This window comes from Nonomuraea coxensis DSM 45129, from assembly GCF_019397265.1.
Classification (GTDB): domain Bacteria; phylum Actinomycetota; class Actinomycetes; order Streptosporangiales; family Streptosporangiaceae; genus Nonomuraea; species Nonomuraea coxensis.
The window spans coordinates 6162980-6184112 of the sequence record NZ_CP068985.1 but is presented as its reverse complement, the minus strand read 5'-3'; the positions used below and the strand labels follow the sequence as shown (position 1 = coordinate 6184112).

The following is a 21133-nucleotide window of genomic DNA, read 5'->3' as shown; positions in this document are numbered from 1 at the left end:
GAAGAGCCGGACGCCTCGGCCTGACCGGCGCGGCCTCCTTGCAGTGGCTACTTGCAGTGGCTCCAGCCGGACTTCCAGCTCGCCGTCCCGATGGAGCCGCCCCAGATCACGCACTTGCCCTTCGCGGGCAGGCGCACCGGGCCCGCGTAGGCGCTGAACATGCCCGGGTTGCTCGCGCTCGATCCGCCCTTGACCTGGAGGATGGCGTTCATCTTCACCTTGCCGGTGAACAGCAGGGCCGACATCATGACGACGCAGTTCTTGCCCGCGGTCGCGTTGTACAGCAGGTAGACCCGGTCGCTCTCGCCGACCACGTGAGAGTCGACGATCTTGTAGCCCGATCCGCACACCGCGGCCGGCTTGTACGGGTTCGGCTTCGGAGCGACCGTCGGCTTGGTGGTGGCAGGCTTCTTGGTCGGCGCCACAGAGGGGACGCTGGGACCGGCCGTATTGGTGGCGGCCGGCTCGCTCGGCTCCACCTCGGGGTCCACCGAGGTGGTCGACTTCTTCTTCGTCCTGGTCGGCTTGGGCGTCGAGGTGGCCTGCGGGCGCTCGGTGGTCGTCTGCGGGCGCGGCTGCGTCGTCACCGGGGCGGTCGGGATCTGGGCGACCGGCTGCTCGGAGTTCTTCTTCTTGCCGGTCTTCTCCGGCTCCTCGATGTCCAGGGTGCCGACCGGGACGGGGCTGTCCGTGGGCAGCACCGGGTCGGCGGTCGGCTGAGTGGACGGGGGCTCGCCGGGCTTGCCCGCGCCCGAGCCGCCGTCCTCGGTGCTCCGCGAGGCGTCGCCCACGGCCACCACCGGCACCTGCTTGCTGTTCGCCTGCACCACGACGGCGCCGGCGACCACCAGCAGCGCCGCCGCGGCGGCCCCCGACAGGGCGAGCGTCATGGTCCGCCGCTGCTTGGCCGGCGCCCCATCACCACCGCCCTGGCCTCCGGCGGGCTGGGAGCGAGGAGCACTGTACGCCCCGTGGCCGCCACCCTGCCCGGGCCTCCCGGGCCCACCCGCCTGGGGCGGAACCCCCGGCCCGCCCGCCTGCGGCGGAACACCAGGCCCGCCCGCCTGCGGCGGAACACCAGGCCCGCCGGCCTGCGGCCCGCCCTGAGCGCCGGGCTGGACCGCACCGGCGCCACCGTGCCCCGACCTCGCTCCACCAGACGCGCCGGGACCCGCGGCCTGGGCGCCGGGAATGCCCTGGCCTGCGGGATGGCCGGGGCCGGTGGTGGGGGGCTGGGCGGGGCCGTTCTGGATGGCGGCGGCGAGGTGCGGGAAGGCGCCCTGCTGGGGCGGGAACATGGGCTGTGGCCCGCTCCCGGCCTGTCCCCAAGGGCTGGGAACGGCGTCCTGCCCCGGCTGTCCGGAATGCCCCGGCTGTCCGGGGTGCCCGGCGTGGCCAGGCTGGGCGGGGCCGGTGAGGTGTTGGCCGGTGACCGGTTCGATGGCGGCCTTGGGGGCGGGCTGGCCGGTGAGGCGGAGGATGAGGTCGCCCGCCGTGGGCCGCTGCGCCGGGTCCTTGGACAGGCAGGCGGCGACCAGCTCCCCCAGCTCGCCGTCCATCCCGCCCAGCTCGGGCTCCTCGTTGAGGATCCGGTTCATGACCACGGGGATGGAGTCGGCCCCGAAGGCGGGCTTGCCGGTGGCGGCGAAGACCATGGTGACGCCCCAGGCGAACACGTCCGCCGCCTCCGACACCGCCGCCCCGCTGAGCTGCTCGGGCGCCAGGTACGACGGCGTCCCCATCGCCATGCCCGTGGCCGTGGCGCCGGGCGAGTCGAGGGCGCGCGCGATGCCGAAGTCGATCACGACGGGCCCTTCGGGCCCCATGAGGACGTTGGCCGGCTTGAGGTCGCGGTGCAGGATCCCGGCCCGGTGGATGGCGGCGAGCGCGGTGGCCGTGCTGATGGCGAGCCGTTCGAGCGCCGCGCCCCGCCGCGGCCCCTCGGTGAGGACGAGTTCGCGCAGCGACGGCCCGGGGACGTACTCGCTCACGATGTACGGCCGGCTGCCGTCCAGGTCGGCGTGGAGCACGGGCGCGGTGCAGAACCGCGCGACCCGCTGCGCCACCGCCACCTCGCGCAGGAACCTGGTGCGCGCGTCGGCGTCGGCCACGAGCGCGTGGTGCAGCAGCTTGACGGCGACCTGTTCCCCGGTGTCGCTCTTGCCGAGATAGACAACGCCTTGGCCGCCCTCGCCGAGCCGGGCGACGATGTCATACGCCCCCAGCCGCCGCGGATCGTCCGCCGCCAACGGCTGGAACTGATTCACGTCGGACCCCCATTACAACCCCAACAGATGGGGCAAAACGCTACCAGCGTGGTAACCGGGGCGTCTGCCGGTCCGGTCAGAAGTTTCTCGTCCTGACCCGGCGAGTCAGCTCCCACCGCAGGTCGTGTGCACCTCGAAAGTCAAGGTCACGGCTTGGCAAACTCCGGACGCCCGGCATGCTCCTAGATCGCTTTCCCCGGGTTGAGCAGGCCCAGAGGGTCGAAGACGGCCTTGATGCCCCGCTGCACCTCGGCGGCCACCGGCCCCGACTCCAGCGCCAGCCACCGCTGCTTCAGCAGCCCCACCCCGTGCTCACCGGTCAGCGTGCCGCCCAGCTCCAGCGCCCGCGTGAACACCTCGTCGGCCGCGGCCCACACCTCGGGGGGTGGCTCGGCGGCGCCGTGGCCGAAGACGAAGACAGGGTGCAGGTTGCCGTCCCCGGCGTGCGCGACCGTGCAGATGCGCACCCCGTGCCGGGCGGCGGCGGCCTCTATGGCGGTGATCATGTCGGGCAGCGCCGAGCGCGGCACGCACACGTCCTCCACCAGGCACGCGCCGAGACGCTCGGTGGCCGGGTACGCCAGCCGCCGCAGCCCCACGAGCTCCTCGGTCTCGGCCGGGCCGGCGGACACCGCCACGAACGAGGCCCCGTTGTCCCCGCAGATCCGCTCCATCCGGCGGACCGCCGCCTGCCCGTCGCCCGCGTCCGACTGGCCGATGAGCATGGCCTGCGTGCCGGGTTCCAGCCCGATGTTGCGCCAGTCGTCGATGGCTTCCAGCGTGGCCCGGTCGAGCAGTTCCATGAGCGACGGCCGGCAGCCCGCCGCGATGATCGCCGACACGGCCGCGCCCGCGTCCCGCAGCGAGCCGAACTCGGCCGCGAACGTCGCCGGCGGCGCCGCGGGCGCGGGCCGCAGCCGCAGCGTGGCGGCGGTGATCACGCCGAGCGTGCCCTCGGAGCCGACGAACAGCCCGGTCAGGTCGTAGCCGGTGACGCCCTTCATCGTGCGCCTGCCGGTCTCCAGCACCCGTCCGTCGGCCAGCACGACCTCAAGGCCGAGCACGGAGTCCCTGGTCACGCCGTACTTGACGCAGCGCAGCCCGCCCGCGTTCGTCGCCAGGTTGCCGCCGATCGTGGAGATCTCGTACGACGACGGGTCCGGCGCGTACATGAGGCCGTGCTCCCTGGCCGCCCGGTCGAGGTCGGCGGTGATGACGCCCGGCTCGGCGACGGCGATCTCGTCGGCCGGCGACAGCTCCCTGATGGCGGTCATCCGGGCCAGCGACAGCACGATCGCCCCGTCCCCGGCGACGGCGCCGCCCGCGAGGCCGGTGCCCGCGCCGCGCGGCACCACCGGCACCCGGTGCTCGCTCGCCCACCGCAGCGTGGTCACCACGTCGTCGCGGGAGGCGGCGAGGACGACGGCGAGGGGCCTGCCGGGCTCCAGGAACGTCCGGTCCCGGGCGTAGGAGTCGATCACGTCGGGGTCGGTCACGACCTGGGCTTCGGACAGGGAGTGCACCAGGGCATCAATCGGTCTCACGCTGAGCAGCCTACGGTTTGCGCAAGGCGGCCCTAAAGGACAAACTGCCCGGGTGGAAGTCAGGTGCCCGGTGTGTTCGGAGACCGACCAGGTCGTCGCGGTCCCCGGAGCGGTCGCCGCCGGGACCACGTACAAGATCGGTCGGGCCCGTCTCCCCGGCGCCAGGGAGGTCGCCGACCTGCCCACCGCCGCCGTGCTAGGCGCGTCCAAGCACGTGATGAGCCGCACCCAGCTCGCGGTGTGGCTGTCGTTCCCCAGCCGCCACTACACGGCCTGGACCAGGAACCAGGGCTATCTGCTGCTCCTCGGCGCGGCCCTCGTGCACCTGGTCGTCTCGCTGGTCATCGCGATGGGGCAGGACCCGCAGTGGGGCGAGGTCCTGCTCGCGCCGTTCTGCCTGACGGGCCTGTTCTGGGGGTTCGGGCTGCTCAACGTGCTCGGCGCGCGCGGCGCCCGCAAGCGCGACGCGCAGGAGGCGCCGGCCAGGGAGCAGGCCCTGGCCGTGTGGGAGCGCCTTCACTACTGCGCGCGCGACAACGTCGTCTACGAGCCCGGGGTCGGCGTCTCGTTCCATCCGAGCGAGACGCGCGAGTACATCTTCGGCTTCCGCCCCGGCCGCTGAGCCGGGAGGCTCAGGCGAGCCCCCGCTCCTCGGCCACCAGCCGGACGCAGACGGCCAGGCCCTCGATGGCCTGCTCCAGCTCGTCCAGCTCCGGGTAGGTCGGCGCGATGCGGATCGTCCGGTCGTCGGGGTCCTTGCCGTAGGGGTGGGTGGCCCCCGCCGGCGTGAGCGCGATGCCGGCCGCCTTGGCCTTCGCGACGACCTCGGCCGCGTGCGGCACCTCCAGGGTGATGAAGTAGCCGCCCTCGGGGCTGGTCCAGCTCGCGAGCCCGCTGAGCCGCTCGGAGAGCACCTTGTCCACCAGCTCGAACTTCGGCCCGATCAGCGCGGCGTGCCGGCGCATGTGCGCCTCCACGCCGGCCGGGTCGCGCAGGAACTCCACGTGCCGGAGCTGGTTGATCTTGTCGGGGCCGATGGACTGCTTGGCGGTGTTGCGCAGGAACCACTCGACGTTCGCCGGCGAGGAACCGAAGAACGACACGCCCGAGCCGGCCAGCGTCACCTTGGACGTGGAGGCGTAGACGAACACCCGGTCGGGGTTGCCCGCCGCGGCGGCCAGCGCCAGCAGGTCGGCCAGCTCCGCCGGGGTGTCGGTGAGGTGGTGCACCGCGTAGGCGTTGTCCCAGAGGATGCGGAAGTCGGGCGCCGCGGCCGGCATCGCGGCCAGCCGCCGGACGGTTTCGTCGCTGTAGACGACGCCGGTCGGGTTGCTGTACTTCGGCACGCACCACATGCCCTTGACGCTCGCGTCGGAGGCGACCAGGCGCTCGACGACGTCCATGTCGGGACCGTCGGCGGTCATCGGCACCGGCACCATCGTGATGCCGAGGCGCTCGCAGATCGTGAAGTGCCGGTCGTAGCCGGGCACCGGGCACAGGAACGTGATCCCGGGCTCCTCCACCCACCGGCGGGCCGCGCCGGGCACCGCGTCGAGCAGCGCGTGCACCACGGTGTCGTGCATGAGCGCGAGGCTGGCGTTGCCGCCCACGACGAGCTGCCCGGCCGGCACCTGCAGCAGCGGGGCGAAGAGCTCGCGCAGCTCGGCGAGACCCTGGAGGTTGCCGTAGTTGCGGCCGTCGGTGCCGTCGGCGGCCCGGTAGCTGGTGGGCAGTTTGAGCAGATCGTCGGAGAGGTCGAGCTGGCGCGGTGACGGCTTGCCCCGGGTGAGGTCGAGCGAGAGCCCGCGCTGGACGAGGGCGTCGTAGTCACGCTGTGCGGTCACGAGAGATCTCTCCTCAGGATCGGATCGGTGCCCGCCCAAGGATAGAAGAATCGGCGGCGTGCGAAGTCGCCGGGGGCGAATCTCCGGGAACGGCTTCACGGGCGGCGATCCGTGGCGTGCAATGGGGGGATCGGGGGCATCCCCACTCCACACCGGAGGGAGCAGCCGATGACGACCGTCCGCGAGACCTCGACCGAGCAGGTCGAACGCCGCCGTACCGGCACCATGATCGTGTCGTGGCTGTCGACGACGGACCACAAGGTCATCGGCTATCTCTACCTGATCACCTCGTTCGCGTTCTTCCTCGTGGCCGGGGTCATGGCGATGGTGATCCGGGCCGAGCTGGCCAGGCCCGGCATGCAACTGGTGAACCAGCAGTTCTACAACCAGCTCTTCACCATGCACGGCACGATCATGCTGCTGCTGTTCGCCACGCCGCTGTTCGCCGGGTTCGCGAACGTGGTCATGCCGCTGCAGATCGGCGCGCCGGACGTGGCCTTCCCCCGGCTGAACGCGGTGGCGTACTGGTTGTTCCTGTTCGGCGGGATCATCGCGGTCGCCGGGTTCTTCGCGCCGGGCGGGGCGGCCGACTTCGGCTGGTTCGCGTACACGCCGCTGGCGTCGTCGACGTTCTCGCCGCAGGTGGGCGGCGACCTGTGGATCATGGGGCTGGCGCTGTCCGGGCTCGGCACGATCCTCGGCGCGGTCAACTTCATCTCCACGATCATCGGCATGCGGGCGCCCGGCATGACGATGTTCAGGATGCCGCTGTTCACCTGGAACGTGCTGCTGACCAGCATGCTCGTGCTGATGGCGTTCCCGGTGCTGGCCGCCGCGCTGCTGGTGCTGGAGTCGGACCGCAAGCTCGGCACCCAGGTCTTCCTCGCCGGCAACGGGGGGCCGCTGCTCTGGCAGCACCTGTTCTGGTTCTTCGGCCATCCCGAGGTCTACATCATCGCGCTGCCGTTCTTCGGCATCATCACGGAGGTCATCCCGGTCTTCAGCCGTAAGCCGATCTTCGGCTACATGGGGCTGGTCGGGGCGACGATCGCGATCGCCGGGCTGTCGATGACCGTGTGGGCGCACCACATGTTCCCGACCGGGCAGGTGCTGCTGCCGTTCTTCTCGTTCATGACGTTCCTCATCGCCGTGCCGACGGGCGTGAAGTTCTTCAACTGGATCGGCACGATGTGGCGGGGCCATCTGAGCTTCGAGTCGCCGATGCTGTTCGCGGTCGGCTTCCTCGTGACGTTCCTGCTCGGCGGGCTCACCGGCGTCATCCTGGCCTCGCCGCCGCTCGACTTCCACATCAGCGACACCTACTTCGTGGTCGCCCACTTCCACTACGTCGTCTTCGGCACGGTGGTGTTCGCGATGTTCGCGGGGTTCTACTTCTGGTGGCCGAAGATGACCGGGCGGATGCTGGACGACCGGCTCGGGCGGCTGCACTTCTGGCTGCTGTTCGTCGGCTTCCACACCACGTTCCTGGTGCAGCACTGGCTGGGGCAGATCGGCATGCCCCGCCGTTACGCCGACTACAGTCCCGGTGACCACTTCACCACGCTCAACGAGATCTCCTCCGCGGGCGCGTTCCTGCTGGGCGCCTCCACGCTGCCGTTCCTGTGGAACGTGTGGAAGACGGCCAGGAGAGCGCCCAAGGTCACGCTCGACGACCCCTGGGGCTACGGGAACTCGCTGGAGTGGGCCACCTCCTGCCCGCCGCCCCGGCACAACTTCACCAGCATTCCGCCCATCCGCTCCGAGCGGCCCGCCTTCGATCTGCACCACCCCCGTGAGACGGGGGAGCGGGAGCCGGGTTCTACCTGATCATCGGCGGTTGATGGCCTAAATGTGGTGTTTTGATCACGTTTCAACAACATACTTTACTAATCGTTGATTAACGCTCTAGCGTCCGGCATTGCACACCCTATGGCCATTCGCCCGGAGATCCCGGGCAGAAAGGGTTCCTGGTGCCCAGCACTAAGCGCTTATTGGCAGCTTTCCCGGCGGTCGCCCTGCTTGGCGCCGCCCTGTCCGTGCCCACCGCTCAGGCGGCCTCCGTCGCCCGCTACGCGCCCACGGCCGCGGACTACTACATCAACTACGCCCCGCCGTCGGTCGAGCGGGACCCGCGTGAGCCGGGCCTCGCCGACCAGAAGGCCCGCTCGCTGACCCCGGCCCAGAAGTTCGACCGGAAGTTCAGCAGCGGCAACCCGGCGGCCGGGCGCATTCTGGCCGCACGGGAGCGGGAGGCCATCAGGACCGGCCGCAACCCAGCCGAGTGGATCTTCAAGAACAGCAAGCAGACCCGCACGGCCAAGCTCCTGACCGTCCTCGTCGAGTTCAACGAGCAGGCCAACGACGACTTCTCCGGCTTCAACCGGCTGCGCACCGTCAACAGCGCCCCGGACGACTGCGTCGTCGAGCCGGCGGGCACGCTGATGAACGGCCCGCTGCACAACAACATCCCCGACCCGGCCACCCTGCCGCACGCGGACAACAACTCCTTCTGGGTCAAGGACTTCAGCACCGAGCACTTCAACAAGATGCTCTACAGCGACAAGGGCATCACCGAGCGTGTGCGCAAGGACCTCAAGGACCCGCGCGACGGCAAGCCCGGCATCGACATCTCCGGCTTCACGATGAAGAAGATGTACGAGGAGATGTCCAAGGGCGCCTACTCGGTCACCGGCTCCGCGGTCGGCTGGATCAAGGTCCCGCACTCCGAGGCGTACTACGGCGCCGCGGCCTGCGGCGGCGCGCCCCAGGACATGTCCGGCCACCCGAGCAACGAGCTCGGCGCCCAGCAGCTCGCCATCGACTCGGTCAACGCCCTCGCCCAGGCCCAGCCGGACTTCCCGTGGGCCGACTACGACGTCGAGGACATCTCCGACGCCGACGGCGACGGCAACTTCCAGGAGCCCGACGGCGTCATCGACCACCTGGTGCTGGTGCACGCCGGCAAGGACAAGTCCTCCGACGGCGGCGCCGAGGGCACCTACGCCATCTGGGCCCACTCCAGCGCGGTCGCCGGCGGCTACACCGTCCCCGGCACGGACAAGAAGATCTCCAACTACATCGTGCAGCCCGAGGACTCCGGCGTCGGCGTCTTCGCCCACGAGTACGGCCACGACCTCGGCCTGCCCGACCTGTACGACACCTCGGGCCAGGCCAGCTCCGCCGTCGACTTCTGGGACCTGATGTCCAGCGGCTCGCACTCCGGCCCGATCTTCCAGTCGATGCCGGCCCACATGGGCCTGTGGGACAAGTGGGTGCTCGGCTGGGCGAACCCGAAGACGTTCGAGCCCGGCGACGCCTCCAAGCTCGTCACCGTCGGCCAGTCCTCGCGCACGCCCAAGCTCACCGCCGACGGCGTCCGGGTCAACCTGGCCTCCGAGCCGCTGCAGATGATCACCCCGCACAGCGGGTCCAACGCCTGGTGGACGAACCTCGACCAGGAGTGGGCCAACGTCTCGCTCACCCGTGACCTGCCCGTCCCGTCCGGCTCGGACGTGCGGCTGTGGATGTGGAACAACTACGAGATCGAGCAGGACTGGGACTTCGGCTTCGTCGAGGTCTCGACCGACGGCGGCCAGACCTGGACGCAGCAGAAGATGTTCGACGAGGCCGGCAACGAGGTCACCACGCCCGACGGCTACCCGGACCCGAACAAGAACCTCAAGACGTTCGGCGGCAAGAAGTACGGCATCACCGGTGACACCGGCGAGCAGTGGCGGCACGACTACGTCGACCTGACGGCGTTCGCCGGGCAGACCGTCAAGTTCCGCCTGACGTACAACACCGACGCCGCCTACACCCCGCGCGGCTGGCACGTCGACGACTTCGTGCTCACCAACGGCGGCGAGACCGTCTGGAGCGACGACGTCGAGGGCGGCGACAACGGCTGGAAGGCCACCGGCGGCACCTTCACCAACACCAGCGGCCAGGGCTGGACCCGCAACAACGGCGAGCGCGAGGTGCAGCGCTTCTACCTGGCCGAGTGGCGCAACTTCGACGGCTTCGACAACGGCCTGGCCTACACCTACGACACCGACTACCTCCGCGAGGGGGCGTGGAAGGTGCAGCGGGTGAAGTACAACGCGCCCGGCCTGCTGGTGTGGTACCGCGACTCGACCTACACCAACAACTCCGTCGCCAACAACCTGCGGCTCCCGCCGAGCCTCGGACCCAAGGGCAGCCTGCTCGTCGTGGACTCCCACTTCGAGCCGCTGCGCCGCACCGGGGTCGCGGCCGAGAAGGACCCGACGGCCAACAAGAACCTGCAGGGACGCGTCCAGACGTCCAACGCGGCGTTCGGGTTCGGCAAGACGTACCCCTTCAAGGAGTGCATCGAGGCGGCCGGCGAGCCGTTCAGCGCCTACTGCACGGACTTCCCCGCGCAGAAGGGCGTGACGACCTTCACCGACGCGAAGACGTGGTATCCGGGCATCGAGCTGCTCAACGGCGGCCTGGCCTACCGGGACTTCGACGCCTCGGCGGTCGTGCCGTCCAAGGGCGACCAGACCTACAGCACCCGCGTCGTGCACGCGGACGGCACCCCGGCCCCCGAGCTGTACGGCCAGGTGGCCGCCGGTTCGGTGCTCGGCACCGGCAACCCCGGTGACGAGGGCAAGGCGCTCGGCGTGCAGTTCAAGCTGATCAGCCCGCTTCCGGGCAACCTGGGCGCGATCGTCCAGGTCGTCCCGCCGAAGAAGTAGATCATGGGCCGCCGGGTCTCCCGGCGGCCCTACCATAAGTGACCATGAGCGACTTGCGCACCAAAGCCGAGCACACCGCGGCGATCCAGCGGGATCGCCGGGTGGCCGTGGTGGTGAACACTCGCTCGCGGCGGGGCCGCCGTCACTACTTCGAGGTCATCGAGCAGCTCCACGAGTCGGGCTACGAGCCTCTGGCGGAGCTGTCGGTCTACAACCCCAAGCGCCTGCGCGAGCTGCTCGACACGGCGCTGGCGACCGGCCCCGACCTGCTCATCGTGGGCGGCGGCGACGGCACCCTCTCCTCGGCCGTGCGGCACGTGGCCCACCGCGACGTGGCGCTCGGCGTGCTGCCGCTCGGCACCACCAACAACTTCGCCCGCAGCCTCGGCCTGCCGCTCGACCTGTCCGGCGCGATCCGGGTCTTCTCCACCGGCAAGGTGGCCGACATCGACCTCGGCATGGCCGACGACCGGCCGTTCGCCAACCTCGCCAGCTTCGGCGTCTCGGTGGAGGTCGCGGGCAAGGTCAAGCCGTGGCTCAAGCGCCTGCTGGGCCGGCCGGCCTACCCGCTGACGGCGCTGACGATCCTGCCCGGCCACCGGCCCTTCCGCGCCTTCATCACCGTCGAGGGGCAGCGCCACGAGCTGCTCACCCACCAGCTCAACATCGCCAACGGCCGCTTCCACGGCGGCTGGCAGGTGGCCAGGGACATCAGCATCGACAACGGCACGCTGGTGGCCTACCAGCTCGGCTCGGGCAAGAAGCTCCGCCTGCTCGGCGAGACCCTGATCAGGGCCACCACCGGCCGCTGGCGCAGCCTCGCGGGCGGGCCGTTCGTGGTCGGGCGGGAGATGCTGCTGGAGACCGATCCGCCGATGGCCGCCGACGTGGACGGCGAGGTACGGCTGCGCACCCCGATCAGGCTGCGCGTGGTGCCCAACGGGGTGCGCGTGATGGTGCCCGACTCCTTCGAGGACCGCTGACCGCCCGCCCCTGGCGTCAGAGGGCCGCCGGGCCCTCGCCCATGCGCTCGTAGGCGGGGGCGAGCACCCGGCCCAGGTCGCCGGGCGGCGGGAAGACCCGCAGCAGCAGCGCCGGGGAGGCGGCCGCCGGCCGGCGCTCGGGCGGATGGGCGGTGGCGCCGGGGGCGTAGAAGTCGGCCAGCCGCTCGGCGAACGGCACGTCCTCCACCTCGGGGACGCCGGGGCCCTCGCCGGCGGCCAGCGACCCCAGCAACTGCTCGCGGGTGCGCCCGCGCCAGGCCAGCACCAGGAACGGATCGTCGTCGAACGCCTCCGCCAGCAGATAGAGCACCGCCGACAGGTGCTTGCACGGAAAGCCCCAGTCGGGGCACGAGCAGTCCATGTCGAGGTCGCGCGGGAACAGGTCGGCCCCCGCCGCCGCGAACAGCTCCTCGATCTCCTCCGGCATCTCCCCGGCCAGCAGCCGGGCCCGGTGCACGGCCTGCGCCGCGATGGCCTCCTCCAGCCCGGCCCACCGGCTCTCGCCGAACGCCTCGATCCTGATCACGACGTCGTACGGCTCCCGCCGCGAGCCCTGCACGGCCGCCCTGACCTCCCCGGCGGCCAGGTCGATCGACAGGACCTGGCCCTGCCGGGCGTAGGCCCGGCCGCGGGTCAGCCGGCCCTTGTCGCAGACGCGCTCCAGGATGTCGATGAACCGCCGCGACCACCAGGTGGAGCCGATCGAGCCGCGCTTCGAGCGGGCCCGGAGACCGCCCTCCACGCGGATCGGGCCCCGGTGCTCGAACTCCTCGAACCAGGCCATCCTCTAGCTCACCCCCGCCTCGCCCGCCGGACTGCCCGTCAGGCGGAACACCTCGCGCAGCTCGCCGGTGGACAGGTCGGTCAGCCACTCCTCGCCGGCGCCCACCACCCGCTCGGCCAGGGCCTTCTTGCGCTCGATCATCTCGTCCACGCGCTCCTCCAGGGTGCCGGCGCAGATCAGCTTGCGCACCTGCACGTTCTTGCGCTGCCCGATGCGGAAGGCCCGGTCGGTGGCCTGGTCCTCGACGGCCGGGTTCCACCAGCGGTCCACGTGCACCACATGGCTGGCCGCCGTCAGGTTGAGCCCGACACCGGCCGCCTTCAGCGACAGCACGAACAACATCGGCTCCGGGTCGTTCTGGAACCGGTCCACGAGGCGGTCGCGGGTCTTCTTCGGCAGGCCGCCGTGCAGCAGCAGCACCGGGCGCTCCAGCCGCCGCTCCAGGTAGGGCTGGAGCAGGCCGCCGAACTCGGCGTACTGGGTGAACAGCAGCGCCTTCTCGCCCTCGGCCAGGATCTCCTCGCCGAGCTGCTCCAGCCGGGCCAGCTTGCCCGAGCGGCCCGCCAGGCGGGAGCCGTCCTTGAGCAGGTGGGCCGGATGGTTGCAGACCTGCTTGAGCTTGGCCATCGTGGCGAGCACCAGGCCGCGCCGTTCGATGCCCTCACTGCCGTCGATCTTCGCCAGCATGTCGTCCACGACCGCCTGGTAGAGGCTCGCCTGCTCGGCCGTGAGCGAGCACCACTCCTTGACCTCCATCTTCTCCGGCAGGTCGGAGATGACGGACCGGTCGGTCTTCAGCCGGCGCAGGATGAACGGGCCGGTCGCCCGCCGCAGCGCGTGCGCGGCCTCCTCGTCCTCGCGGGCCTCGATCGGCTCCTGGAAGCGCGTACGGAACCGGGAGCGCGACCCCAGCAGGCCCGGATTGGCGAACTCCATGATCGACCAGAGCTCGGCCAGGTGGTTCTCGACCGGCGTCCCGGTCAGGGCCAGGCGGGTGGCCGCCGGGATCGCCCGGACGGCCCGCGCCTGCAGCGTGCCGCTGTTCTTGATGGCCTGGGCCTCGTCGCACACCACCCGGCGCCACTCGTGCCGCTTCAGGACCTCCAGATCGCGGTGGGCGGTGCCGTACGTGGTGATCACCAGGTCGGCGTCCCGGACGAGCGCGGCGTCGCGGGCCGCCCCGTGGTGGACGTAGACGCGCAGGCCCGGCGCGAACCTGGCCGCCTCGCGCTGCCAGTTGCCGACCAGCGACATCGGGCACACCAGCAGCGTCGGCGCCCCCGGCCCCTCCCCGTCGCGCCCCTCGTGGACCAGCAGCGCCAGCGTGGTGACCGTCTTGCCCAGCCCCATGTCGTCGGCCAGCACCCCGCCGAGGCCCAGCTCCGACAGGAAGCTCAGCCATGCCAGCCCGCGCTCCTGGTAGGGGCGCAGCACCGCGTCCAGGCCCGCCGGCGTCGCGATCGGCCGCAGCCGCCGCTCGGCCTGGCCCGACAGCAGGTCGCCCAGCACGCCGTCGGCGTCCACCTCCAGCAGCGGCAGCTCGCTGTCGTGCCGGGCCACCAGCTCCAGGATCTCGCCCGCCGCCGCCTCCCCGGCCCGCGCCCCCTCCACGGCGCGCAGCGCCGCTTTGAGCTGCCGGTCGTCCAGCTCCACCCACTGGCCGCGGACCCGGACCAGCGGCACCTTCAGCCGGGCCAGCTCGGCCAGCTCCTCCTCGCTGATCGTCTCGTCGCCCACCGCCAGGTCGACGCGGAAGTCGACCAGCTCCCGCATGCCGAACCCCTGGCTCACGGCCGCCGTCTGCGCCTTGGTCCTGGTGGTCAGCCTGAGTCCGAGCTTCGCGCGGCCCGCCCAGCGGGGGAGCTGCACGCCGAACCCGGCCGCCTGGAGCAGCGGCGCGGCCTGGCGCAGGAACCCGAACGCGCCCGCGGTGTCCAGGGCCAGCTCGGCCGGCTCCGGGACCCGCAGGGCGCGCTCCAGCTCGGGGTAGAGCCGGACGGCGCGGCCGAGGCCGGTCAGGAGCTCGCGTTCCGGGGCCGGGGGCAGGCCGGGGGCGCGCTCACCGGCCCAGAGGGCGGCGGCGGGGACGTACAGGCTGGGGTCGTCGGCGGCCTGCAAGGCCAGCTCGACCCGCCAGGCGTCCTCCCCGCCGTGAGCCGGGTCCCCAACGGGCTCCATGAGGCGGAAGCACACGCGGGCCGCGCCCTCGGCCGCCGTGGCGGCGTCGTGCCACGCGGCCAGCTCGGCGCGCAGCTCGGGGACGTCGGGGCAGGACGGGTCGGGGCCGGTCAGGGCCGCGAGCCAGCGGTCCTCCGGGGTGGCGGGGCGGGTGACCAGCGGCTCGGTGAGCGCCCGCCGGACGAGCGCGTCCGCGAACGTCTCCAGCGCCGCGCGCAGGACGTCGGTGGAGTGCCGCTCGGTGCCGGAGGTCCGGCACGCGGGCGGCATGGCGAGGGCCAGGTCGCGGACGTACGCGCCGTCGGCCCCGGTCAGGACCGGCCGCCACACCGCCCGCGCCCCGCCCGCCCCGAGGGCGAGCTGGGGGAGCACGCGGCCCCTCCTGACCAGGTCGCGGGCGAGGTCGGCGACCGCCGCCCAGTGCCGGAGGGTCGCCGTCCCCGGCCGGCCGGCGAGCAGGCGCAGCGCCGTGCCTGCGGGCGGGACGACGGCCGGCACCCGCCACAGCCGCAGCCCCGGCCGCGCCGTCGAGGCGAGCCGCCCCGTCTCCGGCGACGGCAACGGCTCCCTGGCCGACCCCGGCAACAACAGCTCCAGCGTCCGGCCACCGAGCCCAAGGGACTCGGCGGGCTCGCCCGCCTCGTTCAGGCCGAGTGCGGCGGCGACGGCGGCGGCCGGGGCCGCGAAGGGATGGGGGCGGGGGCCGGCGCCACGACCGGGCCGCGCCGCAGGCCCGCCGCCCTCGACGTCCTCCGCCCAGAAGGCGAGCCCGTCCTCCGCCCAGACCCCGTGTACGACCAGCACCAGGGCAGATTACCGTCACTCCCGGGAAACCGTTCGCGCTTATATAAGCGGACCTTGAAGGAGTAAAATGGAAACATGACGAGTACTCCCGGACCGTGGTGCGAACGCCCCAAGCCGCAGGCCCCGCCGTGCGAGCTCCCGTCGCCGTGGAGCAGGCCGAAGCAGCCCGACAACTGGTGTGACGTGCCCAAGGATCCCGTGCTGCAGGTCCTTTCCTTCGTCCTGAAGTCCGCCAGGCGGAAATAGCCCGTGATAGAAGGCCAGGTGCCTGGGTAGTCGCCTCACTCGACGGAGGAGGCGAACGATCGTGAACGACACCCAGAAACTGGTCAGTGATCTTTCCGAACAGGTCTCCCGGCTGGTCAAGGACGAACTCCGCCTGGCCAGGATGGAACTCACCGAGAAGGGCAAGCGCGCCGGTTTCGGCGCTGGCCTGTTCGGCGCGGCCGGAACGGCCGCCTTCTTCGGCGCCGCCGCTCTCGTGGCCGCCGTCATCCTGCTCCTCGCTCTGGCCATGCCCGCCTGGGTCGCGGCCGCCGTCGTGGGCGTCGTCCTGTTCGTCGTCGCCGCCGTCCTGGGCCTGGTCGGCAAGAACCAGGTCAAACGGGCCACGCCGCCGGTCCCCGAGGAGACCATCGCGAGCGTCAAGGCCGACATCGACATGGTGAAGGAAAGGGCTCATCGATGAGCGAGACGGATCCTGGATACAGCGACCAGCACGCAGGCAACGTGGGCGCGCACCGGGCCCCTGTGGGCGCTCCGACCGAGCCTGAGTCCATCAACGTGCCGCCCACCCGGCGCGGCGCCGAGGAGAACGCCCTGCGGGCGGAGGCCGCGCGGGAGGGCCACGAGACCTTCATCCCCGAGGCGCCCATCCGCGACGAGCGTGCCGAGGCCATCGAGAGCCTGCGCGAGGAGGAACGTTCCATGCGGGAGGTGAGCGGCACCGACCGCGAGCGCGGTGGACGGAGGCGCGCCGCCGACGAGGACGAGGACGACGGGAGAGCCGCCGTGCGCAGGGACATCGAGGAGACCCGCGAGCAACTGGGCCGCACGGTCAGCGCGCTGGCGGGCAAGGCGGACGTGAAGTCCAGGGCCGGCCACGCCGCCGAGGCGGCCAAGGACCGGATGGCCGAGGCCGCGGGCACCGTCAGGGCCCGCGCCGCCGAGGCGGCCGGCGTGGCCAGGGGCCGGGCCGCCGAGGCCGCAGGGGTGGCCAGGGAGCGGGCCTCCGAGGCGGCCGAGGTCGCCAGGGAGCGGGCGGTGGAGACCGCGGGTGTCGCCAGGGAGCGCGCGTCCGAGGCCGCCGGCCGGGCCGCCGAGGCCGCGGGCGTGGCCAGGGAGCGGGCCGCGGAGACCGCGGGGACGGTCAGGGCCCGTGCCGCCGGGGCCGCCGGCGCGATCAAGGACAAGACCTCCGAGATGGCCGTCCAGGTCGGCGACCACACGCCCGAGCAGGTGAAGGCCGTCGCCGGGGAGGCGAGGCGGCGTCCCGCGCTGCTCGCCGCCGTCGTCGCGGGGGCGGTCGCCGCCCTCGTCGTACGGCGGATGACGCGCCGCCGCGCCGCCGCCCGCCGCACGATGGTGGAGCGCGTGGTGCGGGGCGACCTGGCGGGCCGCGTGATGAAGGCCCGCCTGACGACCGGCCGGGTGACGAAGGGCGGCGTCATCAAGGGCGCCGTCGTCAAGGGACGCCTCACGGGCCGCCCGACGGTGGGTCGTGTGGTCCGAGTCCGCGTGTGGGGCCGTCCGACGGTGGCCCGTGTGGTCCGCTACCGGCTGTTGGGCCGTCCGACGGTGGGTCGTGTGGTCCGGGACCGCGTGTGGGGCCGTCCGACGGTGGGCCGTGTCGTCCGGGACCGGCTGTTGGGCCGTCCGACGGTCGGTCGTGTGGTCCGGGACCGCGTGCTGGGCCGTCCGACCATCGGTCGTGTCGTCCGCCGTCGCCTGATGGAGCTGCGGAGCCGGTAGGTGACCGTTTCCCGAGACGCCTCCGAGCGGGCCGCCGGAGCCACCGGCGTGCCCGACGGACCGGGCGAGTTCCCCCGCCGGACCTGGTGGACGGTGCTGAGGCGGACGGTCGTCGAGTTCAAGGACGACCGCCTCCAGGATCTCGCCGCCGGGCTCACCTACTACGCGGTCCTGTCGATCTTCCCCGCGCTGATCGTGCTGGTGTCGGTGTTCGGGCTGCTGGGGCGGGGCGACGCCGCGGCCCAGCTCTCCGCCGTCATGGTGCTGGTGCCCGCCGAGGTGCGCGACCTGATGGTGACGAGCATCCAGGCGGCGCAGAACGGCGCGGGCGCCGCGGGCGCCGTGGCGGTCGTCGGCCTGCTGGTCGCGCTGTGGTCGGCCTCCGGCTACATCGCGGCCTTCATCAGGGCCGGCAACGCGATCTACGACATCGGCGAGGGCCGCCCGTTCTGGAAGACGACCCCGCTGCGGATCGGCCTCACCCTGCTGGCCACCGTGCTGCTGGCGCTCGGCGCGATCGCCGTCACCCTCACCGGCGACCTCGCCACGGCGCTCGGCCGCGCGCTCGGCCTGGGCGAGACGGCGGTGCTCGCCTGGGACATCCTCAAGTGGCCGCTCATGGTGCTGGTCGCCACCGGGCTGATCATGCTGCTGTACTGGGCCGCGCCGAACGTGCGCCAGCCCGGCCTGCGCTGGATCTCGCCGGGAGGCATCCTGGCCATCGTGCTCTGGGTGATCGTCTCCGGCGGGTTCGCCCTGTACGCGGCCAACTTCGCCTCCTACGGCAAGACGTACGGCGCGCTCGCCGGGATCGTGGTGTTCCTGGTCTGGCTGTGGCTGTCGAACATGGCGCTGCTGCTCGGCGCGGAGCTCGACGCCGAGCTGATCAGGCAGCGCTCGATCGCCGGGGGCCGCCCGGCCGAGCGGGAGCCGTACGCCGTGCCCCGCGACCCGCCGAAGGCCGATAGCCTGCCGGAATGACACTTCGTACGGTCGCCGCCGGGCTCGGCCTGCTGCTTCTCGCCGGCTGCGGCGGGTGCGGGGCCGGCTCGGCGGTGAGCGACTTCGGCACGGTGGTCAAGGGCGCCAAGGGCGCCACCGTGCCGGTGGAGCTGCGCAGCGGGCAGCGTTTCTCGCTGGCGGTGACCGGCAACGCGTCGGTGGGCGACAGCTGGTCGCTGAAGGCGCTGCCGGACCCGAAGGTGGCCTCGTTCATCAGCGAGGAGCGCCAGGGCGGCGGTGACCAGCCCGGCGCGGGCAGCACCGTCTATTTCGTGTTCAACGCCAAGCAGCCGGGCACGGCCGAGATCAGGCTGTTCGACTGCTGGCGCTGCGGCACCGGCGCCACGCCGCAGAGCGAGGAGAGCCGCAGCCAGTCGGGCGAGGCCGTCTTCACGCTCACGGTGACGAAGGACGGCCCGGCGACACCCCGCGGACCAGCACCTTCAGCACCGTCGAGCTGACGGCGGCGGGGTCGGCGGGCCCGGCGGCGAGCCGGCGCAGGCCCTCGCCGAGCACGCTCCAGCCCAGGTGGGCCACGAGGTCGGGGTCGTCGTGCCCGGCCTCGGCCAGGATGCCGCGCAGCGGGCCGATCATCGTCTCGTGGAGCTGGTCGAGCCGGTCGCGGCAGTCCGGCGGCAGGTCCACGGCGCTCAGGGCGCGCAGCAGCGCGTGGTCGGGGTGGGCGGCGAAGGACAGCGTCACCTCGCCGTAGGCGCGCACCCGCGTCTCCAGGTCGTCGCCGGTCGCCGCCGCGCTCGCCAGCCGGCCGGCCCAGCGCGGGATAGCGTCCTCCACGAGCTGGGCGAGGATGTCGGCGGTCGAGGAGAAGTAGCGGTAGACGCTGGAGCGGGCCAGCCCGACCCGGGCCCCGACGGCGGCCGGGGTGAGCCCTGCGGCGCCCTCGGCGGACAGGATCTCCATCGCCGCCGCCAGCAGCGCGGCGTGCCGGCCGGCGCGATGGTCGGCCACCGTGGCCGCGCTGATCCTCGGCACCGCTGTCTCACTCCTCCTCGCGTCGTCCCTCTCCAGTATCGGGCAGCAGCAGCGTCACCCCGACCCCGGCGAACAGCACGATCCCGGTGAAGACGGTCACCCGGCGGGTGGCGTCGGCGGCGGCCGCGACCGCGGCGGAGTGTCTGGCCGGGTCCTTGATCATGGCGACGGCCGCGCCCGCGCTGTCGCGCACCGCCTTGCCGAGGGCCGGGTCGGCGGGCAGGCGCTCGGCCATGGCCGAGCCGAGGCCGGTCACCAGGACCGAGCCGAGCACGGCGATGCCGATGGCGGCGCCGAGCTGGCGGATCGCGCTCTGCAGGCCGGAGGCGACGCCGGACTGCTGGGGCGGCACCTGGGCCAGCGTGAGGTTCGGGAGCTGGGCCGAGGCGAAGCCGACGCCGACGCCGTACAGGACGAGCCAGGGCACCAGCGTCCAGTGGCCGAGCGACGGGGAGACGGACAGGCCGACCGCGATCGCGCCGACGGCCTCCAGGGCCAGGCCGAGCCGGACGATGAGGCGCGGGGTCAGCCGGAGCTTCGGCACCACGCCGCCGGCCAGGAACGTCCCGAGCGCCAGCGAGGCGATGACCAGGCCGGCCTCGAACGCGGTGAACGCCATCGCCGACTGCAGGAACAGCGGCAGCACGAGGATCATGCCGAACTCGCCGAGGGTGACGATCATCGCGGTGAGGCAGCCGTACCGGAAGGAGGGGATGGCGAGCAGCGACAGGTGCAGGATCACCGGCCGGCCCGCCCGCGCCCGCGCCCGCTCGACCAGCGCGAACGCCGTGAGCGCCAGCACCGCCAGTGCGAACGCGAACGGGATCGGCGAGATCGTGTGCCCCTCGGCCGGCGCGAACCAGCCGTAGCGCTGGCCCTCGATGAGCCCGAACACCAGCGCCGAGGTGCCGACGACGGACAGCAGCACGCCGGGCACGTCCCAGCCGCGGGCGTCGGGGTCCCTGGACTCCGGCACCTTGAGCGTGCCGAGCAGCACGAGCAGGCCGATGGGCAGGTTCACCCAGAACGCCCAGCGCCAGCCGTGGTCGGTCACCAGCCAGCCGCCGAGCAGCGGGCCGAGCGCGGCCATGCCGCCGATGATCGAGCCCCAGACGGCGAAGGCGATCGTCCTGCGCGGCCCGACGTAGAGGGAGTTGATGATGGCCAGCGTCATCGGCACCACCATCGACGCGCCGACGCCCTGGAGCACGCGGGCGCCGATGAGCAGCGCGCCGCTGCCCGCCATGGCCGCGAGCACGCTGGCCACCAGGAAGACGACCAGGCCGAGGGCGAACATGCGCCGCCGGCCGCGCGCGTCGCCGGTACGGCTGAGCGGGACCAGCAGGGCGGCGAAGGTGAGCGAGTAGATCGAGTTGACCCACTCGACGTCGGTCGCCGACAGCGACAGGTCGGCCATGATCGAGGGGACGGCCACGTTCACGATGGTCGCGTCGATGATGATCATCGACATGCCGACGCCGAGCACGAAGAGGGGGAGCCAGCTCTGCCGGGTCCGCTCGTTTAGCGACACCATGTCCTTAAAGATAGCAACAAGCTGTCGCCAAGTGTCGAGCCGATAGGGTCGAGCGGTGAGCACAGACCTGTTCTGCGAGATCGTCGCGGGCGAGCGGCCCGCGCACCTCGTGCACTCCGACGACGTGGCGGTCTCGTTCCTCGACGCCCGGCCGGTCTTCAAGGGCCACGTGCTGGTCGTGCCGCGCGTCCACGCCGAGACGCTGGCCGACCTCGGCGACGTCGGGCCGTTCTTCACCCGCGTGCAGGCCCTGGCACGGGCGGTCGAGGAGGGGCTGGAGGCCGACGGCACGTTCGTCGCCATGAACAACCGCATCAGCCAGAGCGTCCCCCACCTGCACGTGCACGTGGTGCCGCGGCACCGCAAGGACGGCCTGCGCGGCTTCTTCTGGCCCCGCACCCGCTACGACTCCGCCGAGGAGGCCGCGTCCTACGCCGCCCGCGTCGCGGCCGCGCTCTGAGCCGCCCGCCCGGCCCCGTGTGCGCGGGGC

At 72.4% G+C, this 21133-nt stretch carries 16 protein-coding genes; 9 read left to right on the top strand and 7 right to left on the bottom strand.

Annotated features, from left to right (window positions below; translation table 11 throughout):
- Nucleotides 1–47: 47 nt before the first annotated feature.
- Nucleotides 48–2267, bottom strand: coding sequence for a serine/threonine-protein kinase (locus Nocox_RS29005; RefSeq protein WP_084685226.1), 2220 nt, complete (start codon nucleotides 2265–2267; stop codon nucleotides 48–50).
- A 182-nt stretch (nucleotides 2268–2449) separates the two neighbouring features.
- Nucleotides 2450–3811, bottom strand: coding sequence for an FAD-binding oxidoreductase (locus Nocox_RS29000; RefSeq protein ID WP_246649586.1), 1362 nt, complete (start codon nucleotides 3809–3811; stop codon nucleotides 2450–2452).
- 52 nt (nucleotides 3812–3863) lie between these two features.
- On the opposite strand from Nocox_RS29000, the gene Nocox_RS28995 reads away from it, so the two are divergent.
- Complete coding sequence (locus Nocox_RS28995; RefSeq protein WP_157382763.1) at nucleotides 3864–4433, top strand: hypothetical protein; 570 nt, start codon at nucleotides 3864–3866, stop codon at nucleotides 4431–4433.
- 10 nt (nucleotides 4434–4443) lie between these two features.
- On the opposite strand, the gene Nocox_RS28990 is transcribed toward Nocox_RS28995, so the two are convergent.
- On the bottom strand, nucleotides 4444–5655 hold the full coding sequence (locus tag Nocox_RS28990; protein ID WP_020540578.1) for an aspartate aminotransferase type Ic: 1212 nt from the start codon (nucleotides 5653–5655) through the stop codon (nucleotides 4444–4446).
- Nucleotides 5656–5823: 168 nt separating this feature from the next.
- On the opposite strand from Nocox_RS28990, the gene ctaD reads away from it, so the two are divergent.
- The 3 genes from ctaD to Nocox_RS28975 all read left to right on the top strand — a co-directional run bounded on the left by ctaD (nucleotide 5824) and on the right by Nocox_RS28975 (nucleotide 11356).
- Complete coding sequence (gene ctaD / locus Nocox_RS28985; RefSeq protein WP_020540577.1) at nucleotides 5824–7482, top strand: aa3-type cytochrome oxidase subunit I; 1659 nt, start codon at nucleotides 5824–5826, stop codon at nucleotides 7480–7482.
- A 143-nt stretch (nucleotides 7483–7625) separates the two neighbouring features.
- Nucleotides 7626–10373: an immune inhibitor A domain-containing protein gene (locus Nocox_RS28980; protein ID WP_246649585.1), complete on the top strand. Its 2748-nt coding sequence runs from the start codon at nucleotides 7626–7628 to the stop codon at nucleotides 10371–10373.
- Nucleotides 10374–10417: 44 nt separating this feature from the next.
- Nucleotides 10418–11356, top strand: coding sequence for a diacylglycerol/lipid kinase family protein (locus Nocox_RS28975; protein WP_051112409.1), 939 nt, complete (start codon nucleotides 10418–10420; stop codon nucleotides 11354–11356).
- 16 nt (nucleotides 11357–11372) lie between these two features.
- On the opposite strand, the gene Nocox_RS28970 is transcribed toward Nocox_RS28975, so the two are convergent.
- Together Nocox_RS28970 and Nocox_RS28965 are read right to left on the bottom strand one after the other, a co-directional pair.
- Entirely contained in the window at nucleotides 11373–12161 is a 789-nt protein-coding gene (locus Nocox_RS28970; RefSeq protein ID WP_020540574.1) for an SWIM zinc finger family protein, read from the bottom strand.
- Nucleotides 12162–12164: 3 nt separating this feature from the next.
- Entirely contained in the window at nucleotides 12165–15143 is a 2979-nt protein-coding gene (locus Nocox_RS28965; RefSeq protein WP_020540573.1) for a DEAD/DEAH box helicase, read from the bottom strand.
- A gap of 307 nt (nucleotides 15144–15450) precedes the next feature.
- On the opposite strand from Nocox_RS28965, the gene Nocox_RS28960 reads away from it, so the two are divergent.
- Genes Nocox_RS28960 through Nocox_RS28945 form a run of 4 tightly spaced genes read left to right on the top strand, consistent with a single transcriptional unit; the run spans nucleotide 15451 to nucleotide 18577 of the window.
- Entirely contained in the window at nucleotides 15451–15831 is a 381-nt protein-coding gene (locus tag Nocox_RS28960) for a phage holin family protein (RefSeq protein ID WP_020540572.1), read from the top strand.
- Nucleotides 15828–17114 carry a DUF3618 domain-containing protein gene (locus Nocox_RS28955; RefSeq protein WP_020540571.1) on the top strand — a complete coding sequence of 429 codons (1287 nt, stop codon included), beginning with the start codon at nucleotides 15828–15830 and terminating at the stop codon, nucleotides 17112–17114. Before Nocox_RS28960 ends, Nocox_RS28955 begins: the two co-directional genes overlap by 4 nt.
- The gene (locus tag Nocox_RS28950; protein WP_020540570.1) at nucleotides 17115–18095 is read left to right on the top strand and encodes a YihY/virulence factor BrkB family protein; all 981 of its coding nucleotides are present in this window, start codon (nucleotides 17115–17117) and stop codon (nucleotides 18093–18095) included.
- Nucleotides 18092–18577: a protease inhibitor I42 family protein gene (locus tag Nocox_RS28945; protein ID WP_020540569.1), complete on the top strand. Its 486-nt coding sequence runs from the start codon at nucleotides 18092–18094 to the stop codon at nucleotides 18575–18577. The genes Nocox_RS28950 and Nocox_RS28945 overlap by 4 nt, the downstream gene beginning before the upstream one ends.
- Here Nocox_RS28945 and Nocox_RS28940 read toward each other — a convergent pair.
- Together Nocox_RS28940 and Nocox_RS28935 are read right to left on the bottom strand one after the other, a co-directional pair.
- Nucleotides 18513–19109, bottom strand: coding sequence for a TetR/AcrR family transcriptional regulator (locus tag Nocox_RS28940; protein ID WP_020540568.1), 597 nt, complete (start codon nucleotides 19107–19109; stop codon nucleotides 18513–18515). The genes Nocox_RS28945 and Nocox_RS28940 overlap by 65 nt on opposite strands.
- Nucleotides 19110–19116: 7 nt before the next feature.
- On the bottom strand, nucleotides 19117–20643 hold the full coding sequence (locus tag Nocox_RS28935; RefSeq protein WP_020540567.1) for a DHA2 family efflux MFS transporter permease subunit: 1527 nt from the start codon (nucleotides 20641–20643) through the stop codon (nucleotides 19117–19119).
- A 55-nt stretch (nucleotides 20644–20698) separates the two neighbouring features.
- Here Nocox_RS28935 and Nocox_RS28930 point away from each other — a divergent pair, with 55 nt between their 5' ends.
- Complete coding sequence (locus Nocox_RS28930) at nucleotides 20699–21103, top strand: HIT family protein (protein WP_020540566.1); 405 nt, start codon at nucleotides 20699–20701, stop codon at nucleotides 21101–21103.
- Nucleotides 21104–21133 lie beyond the last annotated feature (30 nt).